The sequence below is a fragment of the Staphylococcus sp. HMSC065D05 genome, from assembly GCF_001813195.1.
Classification (GTDB): Bacteria; Bacillota; Bacilli; order Staphylococcales; family Staphylococcaceae; genus Staphylococcus; species Staphylococcus epidermidis.
The window spans coordinates 161,602-164,127 of the sequence record NZ_KV811763.1 but is presented as its reverse complement, the minus strand read 5'-3'; the positions used below and the strand labels follow the sequence as shown (position 1 = coordinate 164,127).

Genomic DNA, 2,526 nt, shown 5'->3' with positions numbered 1-2,526 from the left:
GAATGTTTCATATTTTCACATCTCTCTATTTATCATAAAATTTGTAAACATTATATAAATCAAAATATTAAATACTTTACTTATCACTCTTTAATATTACCAAACAATAAATATTCAATCCATTTAAGATATAAATTTATTTTAGTTTTTCGCTTTATAATTAACATTAAAAAACCGCATCACTTGTGATACGCTTCTGCTTATCAGGTAGTGATGCGGTTTATACTCACTTAATTTATATACTATTAAAATTTAAATAACGAATGAAAATAATACAATAATTTTGACAAAAAATTGTGTTACAATTTTATTCTAAATGCAGCAGTGGTTTCCTTATTTATTATTAATTATTTTGCGATAATGTTTCTAATTCTCTATATTGATTTTCATTTAATATTTTATAATTTTGTATCACGGGAATTTTATTATCAAATATTTCTTTCATTTTTTCTTCAGTAATTATTGGAGGAGTTTCTAAATTTAAATATAATTTTTTACAAATATTAAATTGAGGATACTTTTTTGCTCTATAATTATAACCTCTTTCTCTTTCGTCAATAGTACTTTGATCCTTAACAGTAGTTTTATCAAGAGACAGCGGAGGATTACCATCTACAATACAATTTTTAGGTAATATATAATTATTTTCTTCATACCATTTGCTTGCAGCGTAATGACAATTCTTAATTTCAATCACCTCCAAAATTGCAACAAGTCGCCAATGCTTAAAATCCTGATCATACTTATTTTTTTTAGCGATATATACTACTTTATCACCCTTTTTTAATTTCGGAGCTAACTTTTCTCCTCTACATAATGATGATATTCCTGGATACTCTACGTTTAATGATGGCTCTGTTCGAAAAGAGGCATCCAAATACGGTAGTATATCCACATTGTTTTTTACAATTTTATTCCCTTTTCTTTTTTTAAAAATCATAGGCTCATATGTTACCATTCTTACTTTATTCATATCACATACCTCCGTATCATTCTTAAAATCAATTTTCCGTTTATTATATAATATTTTTTATAAATAATACGTCGCTTATTAAAGTAACATTAACACTGTATATATTAATACAAAACTTTTCTTATCACACTATAGATTTCATTAATTAAACGCAATAGAATACTAATATAATTTTTTAATTATATTAGGGTCAGCATAGAATTCATTTGCAATGGTCTCCGGTTGAGCTCGTTGATAAAGATTAAAATTTTCATCATAGTAATCATTTAATAACTGCATTACATCCTTATTCATTGACTGCACTGTTCTTTTTACATCCTCTGATATATACGGATTTTTGAGCACTTTTTCTAATTCTTTCATACTATTCTCCCCATTCAATTTATTCATTAATTGAATCCAACTCATCTGTTATATTATTTGATCCATATGGTTGTGCTTCCACAATCCAATTCACATGATTTGCTAACCCATCTAAATCAGGAAATAACGATAATTCATTTATACCATAATATGATAATTCTTCTCTTAATCTTGTTCTATACCTCTTATCAATTATAATTTTATTTAATTTTTCTTTTTTCGATAAGTTATCTTCAATAGACGCAGTTGGTTGTTCATGAATTGTGAAAATACCACTTTGTCTTACTACTCTTGTTGCTAGTCCATTTGGTTTCACTTTCTTTATTCCCTTACTCTCAATTGGATGTACTTCCTTGACATTAATATCTGATTTTTTCAAATAAGCATAAATAACAGCATCACAATCCTCAAAGTCTTTCACAGCGAAATAAGCTGCTACTAATGGATTGAAACTCCAATCTAATAGCCTCGTCGCTAACCCATGATATTGTGCAATCGTTAACATATCCCAATCATTGTATGATTCTTTCAGAAATATCATAGCCTGTCGTTTCCACGCATAAAAAGTTTCCTCGTCATTATATTTATCATATGGTGAGCGTCCTGCTTTTGGTACTAAATCCCATTTTTCATTACTATGCTCTCTAAATAACCATAAACTGTTGCAAACAACTTAGAAATGACATTCAAGAAAGGGTATACCTTATACCTAAAATACAGAGTACTAAAACCAGTTAAATTATTTTATAACTTCAATCGAGATATACCTTATACCTAAAATTACAGAGTACTAAAACTGTTTACCGTCATAATAGCAAGGTAAGATGATATACCTTATACCTAAAATTACAGAGTACTAAAACTAAGTACAACTGTATCTTTACGACCAACTGATATACCTTATACCTAAAATTACAGAGTACTAAAACTATTTTTTATAGCTTGTTCTATTTCGGTTGATATACCTTATACCTAAAATTACAGAGTACTAAAACTATTATATAAATCACAAAACTGAATAAACAATATACCTTATACCTAAAATTACAGAGTACTAAAACAAGGTGGTGGCATGGGTTATCCTGAAACGCATATACCTTATACCTAAAATTACAGAGTACTAAAACGCCCGTTACTAAACTTGTAATAGTCGTAGGATATACCTTATACCTAAAATTACAGAGTACTAA

At 27.9% G+C, this 2,526-nt stretch carries 2 protein-coding genes, 1 pseudogene and 1 CRISPR repeat array; all 3 genes and pseudogenes read right to left on the bottom strand.

Annotated elements, in window-relative coordinates:
- Nucleotides 1-343 precede the first annotated feature (343 nt).
- Complete coding sequence (locus HMPREF2897_RS08855) at nt 344-973, bottom strand: hypothetical protein (protein ID WP_070593003.1); 630 nt, start codon at nt 971-973, stop codon at nt 344-346.
- Nucleotides 974-1,135: 162 nt separating this feature from the next.
- Nucleotides 1,136-1,336 (bottom strand): hypothetical protein, encoded by a 201-nt coding sequence (locus tag HMPREF2897_RS08850; protein ID WP_083310252.1) that lies wholly within the window; start codon nt 1,334-1,336, stop codon nt 1,136-1,138.
- 19 nt (nt 1,337-1,355) lie between these two features.
- Nucleotides 1,356-1,979 (bottom strand): annotated as a pseudogene (locus HMPREF2897_RS08845) (FRG domain-containing protein); the annotation flags it as partial.
- Between the two features lie 51 nt (nt 1,980-2,030).
- A CRISPR array of direct repeats spans nt 2,031-2,526; the repeat unit is 36 nt; unit sequence ATATACCTTATACCTAAAATTACAGAGTACTAAAAC.